The sequence below is a fragment of the Acinetobacter sp. genome (assembly GCF_045628685.1).
GTDB lineage: Bacteria > Pseudomonadota > Gammaproteobacteria > Pseudomonadales > Moraxellaceae > Acinetobacter.
The window spans coordinates 1-6620 of sequence record NZ_JAZQPV010000033.1 but is presented as its reverse complement, the minus strand read 5'-3'; the positions used below and the strand labels follow the sequence as shown (position 1 = coordinate 6620).

The 6620-nt window shown below is 40.0% G+C and carries 6 protein-coding genes and 1 rRNA gene; 6 read left to right on the top strand and 1 reads right to left on the bottom strand.

Annotated elements, in window-relative coordinates; genetic code table 11:
* The first annotated feature begins 191 nt into the window (after positions 1–191).
* The 5 genes from rrf to ACKI4H_RS04405 all read left to right on the top strand — a co-directional run bounded on the left by rrf (position 192) and on the right by ACKI4H_RS04405 (position 5080).
* Positions 192–306 (top strand): 5S ribosomal RNA (gene rrf / locus ACKI4H_RS04425).
* Between the two features lie 404 nt (positions 307–710).
* Complete coding sequence (locus tag ACKI4H_RS04420) at positions 711–2060, top strand: aromatic acid/H+ symport family MFS transporter (RefSeq protein WP_407304099.1); 1350 nt, start codon at positions 711–713, stop codon at positions 2058–2060.
* Between the two features lie 414 nt (positions 2061–2474).
* Positions 2475–2831 (top strand): hypothetical protein, encoded by a 357-nt coding sequence (locus tag ACKI4H_RS04415; protein ID WP_407304098.1) that lies wholly within the window; start codon positions 2475–2477, stop codon positions 2829–2831.
* Between the two features lie 17 nt (positions 2832–2848).
* Positions 2849–3172, top strand: a complete 324-nt coding sequence (locus tag ACKI4H_RS04410; protein WP_407304097.1) for an ankyrin repeat domain-containing protein — start codon at positions 2849–2851, stop codon at positions 3170–3172.
* A gap of 546 nt (positions 3173–3718) precedes the next feature.
* Positions 3719–5080, top strand: coding sequence for an MFS transporter (locus ACKI4H_RS04405; protein ID WP_407304096.1), 1362 nt, complete (start codon positions 3719–3721; stop codon positions 5078–5080).
* Positions 5081–5384: 304 nt separating this feature from the next.
* On the opposite strand, the gene ACKI4H_RS04400 is transcribed toward ACKI4H_RS04405, so the two are convergent.
* On the bottom strand, positions 5385–6077 hold the full coding sequence (locus ACKI4H_RS04400; RefSeq protein WP_407304095.1) for a TIGR04219 family outer membrane beta-barrel protein: 693 nt from the start codon (positions 6075–6077) through the stop codon (positions 5385–5387).
* Between the two features lie 147 nt (positions 6078–6224).
* Between ACKI4H_RS04400 and ACKI4H_RS04395 the strand changes: the two genes are divergently transcribed.
* A partial coding sequence (locus ACKI4H_RS04395; protein ID WP_407304093.1) for an aldehyde dehydrogenase family protein occupies positions 6225–6620 on the top strand: 396 nt, incomplete at its 3' end.

Here is a 6620-nt window from a genome sequence, read left to right as displayed (position 1 = left end):
AGGCTTGACTATACAACACCCAAACAGTTGTATGGTTCGATTGAATCGCTACAAAAAACTTGATTTAGTTAACTAAACGCTAGACAATACTCAACTCAAACAGCCCAATCTGTTCAGATTTGGAAAAAGCAACGGCATGAGGAACACTGTTCCGCAAGATAAGACCCGAGCAAGTATCCATAAACAGTTGTGCTGGCGACAATAGCAAGAGTGAACCACCTGATCCCTTCCCGAACTCAGAAGTGAAACCTCTTTGCGCTGATGGTAGTGTGGGGTTACCCATGTGAGAGTAAGTCATCGCCAGCTCATTAATTCCTGAAAACCCCCTCCGCCACACGGCAGAGGGGGTTTTTATGCGCGGAAATAAATGTAAATTTGCTAAAAAATTGTCATGTACTCAATCGTGATAAGCGGTATTTATACCAACTATAATTCTATAAAAACTATTCGTTTCATTTACAGTAAATTGTATTGTTTAGAAAAACATTGAAATACAGCGTCTTTTGAATTTAAAAAAGTAAAATTTTAATTTAGAAATACTTAGCTATACATATGATATATATAAAAAATATAATGATCTTAAGTCCGTTTTTATTAATCATTAGTCTTATTGTTTATAGAAAATCATATGAGTATATTGTGCCAAATTGAATTTCAACTTAACAATTCATGTGAAGTGATGGACAAGTACTCATGGGAGATGAGAACGAATGACAACGGACAAAATAGATGTAAATTCTGTAGTGGATCAGGCGAAATTTACGCCATTTCACTTCAATGTAGTCGCTTGGTGTTTACTCATTATCCTATTTGATGGCTACGATCTTGCAATTAATGGCGTGACTTTACCATTGCTGATGAACGATTGGGGCTTAAGTACTGTTCAAGCAGGCATGTTAGCCAGTACGGCGCTTGTGGGCATGATGTTTGGTGCAATGTTTTTTGGATCATTGGCCGACAAGATTGGTCGTAAGAAAGTGATCATGATCTGTATTGTCTTATTTAGTGGTTTAACTTTTGCAGGTGGTTTTGCTTCAAATCCAACTGAATTCGGTATTTTACGTTTCTTGGCCGGTCTAGGGATTGGTGGTGTAATGCCAAACCTTGTGGCTTTAACCTCTGAATATGCACCGCAAAAGATGCGTAGTACGCTGGTGACTACCATGTTTAGTGGTTATGCGGTAGGTGGCGTAATGGCTGCGCTGTTGGGTTCATGGTTTACCCCGACTTATGGCTGGCAGGTAATGTTTTTTATTGCCGGCATTCCTTTATTTTTACTTCCAGTGATCTGGAAATTCCTGCCTGAATCACTCGCATTTATTGTGAAGCAGAACAAGCAGGCCGAAGCTCGTCACATTGTACGTCGCCTGGCGCCCAACCTGACTGTCACCGAGAATACGATATTCACCTTGCCACAGGAAAATGTGCCTGAAGCAGCCAACGTGGTGAGTTTGTTCCGTCGTGGTCGTGCGGTCAATACTTTACTGTTCTGGGTCGCATTCTTCACTTGCCTGTTAACCATGTATGCGCTTAGCAGCTGGTTACCGAAGTTGATGATGGCAGCAGGCTACTCGATGGACAACAGTCTGATGTTCATGATGGTGATGAACGTTGGTGCAGTCGTGGGTATTGTCGGTGGTGGTATTCTTGCGGATCGTTTCCATTTGAAACCTGTGCTGATGTTCCTTGGAATTATGGGTGCGATTGTGATGAGCTTAATGGGCTTCCAATCGAATCAATTCCTTCTGTACATTTTAGTATTCTTGGCAGGTGCAGCGTCAATTGGTTCGCAAATGTTGCTATATAGCTATGTTGCGCAGTTCTACCCACTTGCAGTGCGTTCGACTGGGATTGGCTGGTCTTCTGCGATTGGTCGTATGGGCGCGATTGTAGGACCGATTCTGATTGGTGGCTTACTCGGTATGAACCTGCCTGCTTACTTCAACTTTATGGCAGTCGGTTTACCGGTTCTGATTACTGCAATTGCGGTTGCATTGATTATGAGTGAAGATGAATCTGAAAAGATTGGTTCAATTGAGCCAGCAATGTCTAAAGCTTAAATATTAAGTTGAAAAAAGAAGCCTCCAAAAGGGGGCTTTTTTATTAGGAATAGAGAGTGATAAATTGATGCTAGATACTTTAAATAATTAATAGTCACAGGTAAGAAATGATTTTAAATGAAAGATTTAAAAAAAATTGCGGATTCTAAATTTGAATCGATAGATGATATAAAAGATATTGGATTTATAGGTCGTAAGGCAGATTATTTTGCTTTTGAGCGCTCATAGATTTTAGAAGTAAAATTTTTAGAAACAGATAGGCAGAGTGTAATTAATGATTTTATAAATGATCAAGTAGATAAGGATCTGGATTTCCCAAAATTTTTTGGGACTGTACATGTTGAAGAATTAATCCAAAAACATAAAGATCCAAATTTTATTAGAAATAAATTATGTAATTATGCCTCTCGAAACTTGAGATCAATTCTCTCATCAGCAGATAAACAAATTGCTGAAACTAAAAAAACCATAGGAAAAGATGATTGCACAGGAATATTAGTTCTTTTAAATGATTTTCATGATCAGGATTTTATATATCAAGAAATAGGTCGTTTATTACATAAGAAAATAGAGAATGATAAGTTTGAAAAAGAAAATATACAGGGGGTGTGGTATATCCATGAATATCAAGAAAATAATAGAAAAGCTTTTTCCAATTTCTTGATAGACCCTACAGCTAATTTTGATTCTGTTAAATCTTTAGGGAATTTCCTACATATGGATTGGATTAGTTACAATGGATATGCTTTCATACCTTCAGACTTAGAATAAAGCTTGAGGTAGGTTTTATGCAATTCGATTCATTCTCCCCAATCCCTGAAGATGACGATGAACTGCATCTTCCTGAACTGGTGTACTGGGCATCCCTTGGCGATCTTGAACAGGTCGAGCAGGCTTTACAGGAAGGCCTGGACGTCAATTCTGCCGATGAAGAAGGCTATAGCGCCTTACAGGCCGCTGCTGAAAATGATCATTTAGATGTGGTCAAACTTTTGGTGAGCAAAGGCGCGGATATTGCACATCGCAGTCCAAACACGGCTTTAGAACTTGCCGAAATGGCAGGCAATAAAGACGTCGTGATTTATCTGAAAAGCCTAGAAGGTCTGCATTAATAAGCTAATAAAAGCCCTACAGTGATAGGGCTTTTTTATATCAGTTACTTCACGCTCACTTCGGCTGTACTTCATCCTGATGCTCAAATTGTATTGCTATGTGCTATGTTTAGTTAGATAAACATTCTATTTTGTTGTGAATTTAACATACAAAATTTATCTGGATGGATATCTAGTTTCATATAAGTATTCTTTAATTTCAGCCCCCCACTTAAGGGTTTATTCCAAAGTATAGGTATTTGTCCTGTGAGAGTTTTTAGCCAGCAAACTCTGACAATCTTTCAATCAAATCATCTTTAGTCGGGTATAAAATTATTAATTTTTAAACATTTGTTTTTACTAAGTAAAATAAGTGTGAACCAAAGTTCACAGCAAAATATGTAACAAAAAATTCTATTCTTAACTCATATTGGGCTGACATTTTATTCCATAAAGGATTTTGTATACCTTCAAGGTATAGGTTTATGCCTTTCAAGTTGTGGACAAAATTCCGCCAGAAACCCATTGTAAGTTGAAATTCAAGTCTCACATTGGAGGTGAGTACTCATGACAGCGACAACAATGAATGTGAATGCTGTAATAGATCAAGCCAAGTTCAAGTCATTTCACTTGAAACTTGTACTCTGGTGTCTGTTTATTGTGTTATTTGACGGTTATGATTTGGCAATTAATGGGGTCGTTTTACCATTACTCATGCAAGAGTGGGGCATGAGTGCTGTGCAGGCAGGCATGTTGGCCAGTACAGCCTTAGCTGGCATGATGTTTGGTGCGATGGGCTTTGGCATGTTGGCGGATAAAATTGGCCGCAAAAAAGTAATTTTAATTTGCGTTTCATTGTTTAGCCTGTTTACTTTTTTAGGGGGATTTGCCACTAATCCTACAGAATTTGGAATATTACGTTTTATTGCAGGCTTGGGCATTGGCGGTGTATTGCCAAATTTAGTGGCCTTAACTTCAGAATATGCACCACAGCGTGTGCGCAGTACTTTAGTCACCACCATGTTTAGTGGCTATGCTGTAGGCGGGATTATGGCCGCGTTGTGTGGTTCATGGTTTACTGCGGATTATGGCTGGCAAATCATGTTCTATATTGCGGGTATTCCTTTACTGTTTGTTCCATTCTTTTGGAAATTCCTGCCGGAATCTCTAATATTTCTGGTCAAGGCAAACAAGCAAGATCAGGCGCGTAACTTTTTACAAAAAGTTGAGCCGGCAGCGCAAGTATCTGCAAATACACAATTGGTTTTAGCTTCGAATGATCAATCAGGAAGTACTTCAGTAAAAGAATTGTTCACTGAAAATCGTGCTGCAGGAACATTCCTGTTTTGGCTTGCGTTCTTTATGTGCTTATTAATGCTTTATGCATTAGGTAGCTGGTTACCAAAACTGATGATGGCCGCCGGTTATTCTTTAGGCAGCAGCTTAATGTTTTTAATGGCATTGAATATTGGAGCCGTGATTGGAACTATAAGTGGAGGAGTTTTAGCGGATCGCTTTGACTTTAAACCAGTGCTGATCGGTATGTTAGTGGTAGGCGTACTGTCTTTAGTAGGACTTGGCTTCAATTCTCCACAGCCTGTTATTTATTTACTGGTGAGTCTGGCGGGTGCGTCCTCAATTGGCAGCAGTATTTTACTGTACAGTTATGTAGCACAGTATTATCCGGTTGCAGTCCGTTCAACCGGTATTGGCTGGGCATCGGCTGTGGGCCGTACTGGCGCAATTGTTGGTCCAATCGTGATTGGCATGCTTTTGGGCATGGAACTGCCGCACAAATGGAATTTTATCGCTGTTGCGATTCCTGGAATAATCGGTGCCATGGCCATATTCTTTATCCGTCCAGCAAAAACGGAAAAAATTAAAGCTGAAGCAAAGGTTTTGGCTTCTGCAAATCCGATTCGTTCTTAAAGCAGCCAATCTATTAAAGATAGGTTTTTGTCAAACTTAAGCTTCCTTCGGGAGGCTTTTTTATTTGTGTATAAGATGAATTTGAGATAGAAAAAAGCCCCATCATCCTGATGGGGCTTTTTCATATGGGTTTACTTAGGTATAACTCCTGTCGTACCTCACATCCTGATGCTCAAACGGATTATTGTTGTTTTTAGTTTGGGAAACTTCCTGTTTCCTGGTGAATTAAATATAGTGCGGATCAGAGGGCTTGAACAGCTGTCGTTTTCTCCAGTTGATGTAAGCGAAAGCGTACAACAATGCTTTAGAAATGAGCTTCTAGCCCAATGTAGGGTCCTTTAAATTTCAATTTGGCTTCTTGGTCGGAGCCTTCTTCCAGCTGAATATCCAAAATGCGATAACCGGCTTTGGCACCGACATCGACCAGTAGGGTATCGACAAAGTTATATTTCAGTTCTACCTGAGCATCGGTGACTTGGCTATCGGTTAACTTGGCGAAACTGGCTTCTGCCTTGGCACTGAATCCGGTGAATGGCAGTTTGACTCCTGCTTCTGCATAGATCATCGGTAAGGTTTCACTGATTTCTATATTTTGGATAAAGTTCTGCTGGATCTCTCCATCAAGCAATTTGGCACCGAAACCGACATCGGCAGAGACGACATTGTCGAGGATTTCGTAATACAGAATGAAGTCAGAATAATCGAGATCGAGCTGATGACTTTTCACCCCGGCAAAGCTTTGATCGCTCTCAGCCTGCAACTTAGTATGTTTAATTTTTGCATTCGGCAAAAAGGGTACCGGGTGTTCTACAGCCACGGAAAATGACATGCCGTGATCATCTTTAAGTTGGGGTTGTGGAAGTGCCGATGCTGGATTGCTTAAATCTGCACTGTAGTTCCAGTAATCAATGCCAGCTTTAACACCAATAAAATCGGCCTGTGCAGAGCTGACTGCGCCAAGTCCAAGGATGAAGCAAAATAATTTGAGTGATTGCATGGATATCCTGAATATGTGATCCGTTATTTTTAGAAAATAATTTTGTTACTTAAATAAAGTGAACTGCTGCCCAACTCAGCGCATCATATAGGGAATGAAACAAAATTGCATTGCTGTTATTTCTAGAAAATGAAAGGAATTTTTTACATGGCAGATAAAGCTGTAAACGTGATTGATTATCCTCTGTATGTTGCAGGTAAAGCGGTTAAAACAGAGCAATGGCTTGAAGTTGAACATAAATATACGCATGAGCTTTATGCACGGGTGGCTTTGGCAAATGAACAAACCATCGAAAAAGCCATTCAGTCTGCTGCAAAAGCGGAAAAAGAAATGGCGGCTTTAGAACCTTTTCAAAAACAAAAAATCTTGCTGCACTGTGTGAAACGCTTTAATGAAATGCGAGCAGAGTTGACCGAAATTCTGATTGCAGAAGGTGGAAAGCCGAGCAAGGCAGCTGCGGCTGAAGTAGAACGTTTAATCAATACCTTTCAGATTGCAGCCGATGCGGTAACCCAACTGGATGATGGGCGCATGATTCCTCTG

Excerpts from the sequence above, each read along its gene's own strand:
- ACKI4H_RS04410 (WP_407304097.1), top strand. The coding sequence starts at position 2,849 with ATGCAATTCGATTCATTCTCCCCAATCCCTGAAGATGACGATGAACTG.
- ACKI4H_RS04420 (WP_407304099.1), top strand. The coding sequence starts at position 711 with ATGACAACGGACAAAATAGATGTAAATTCTGTAGTGGATCAGGCGAAA.
- ACKI4H_RS04405 (WP_407304096.1), top strand. The coding sequence starts at position 3,719 with ATGACAGCGACAACAATGAATGTGAATGCTGTAATAGATCAAGCCAAG.
- ACKI4H_RS04400 (WP_407304095.1), bottom strand. The coding sequence starts at position 6,077 with ATGCAATCACTCAAATTATTTTGCTTCATCCTTGGACTTGGCGCAGTC.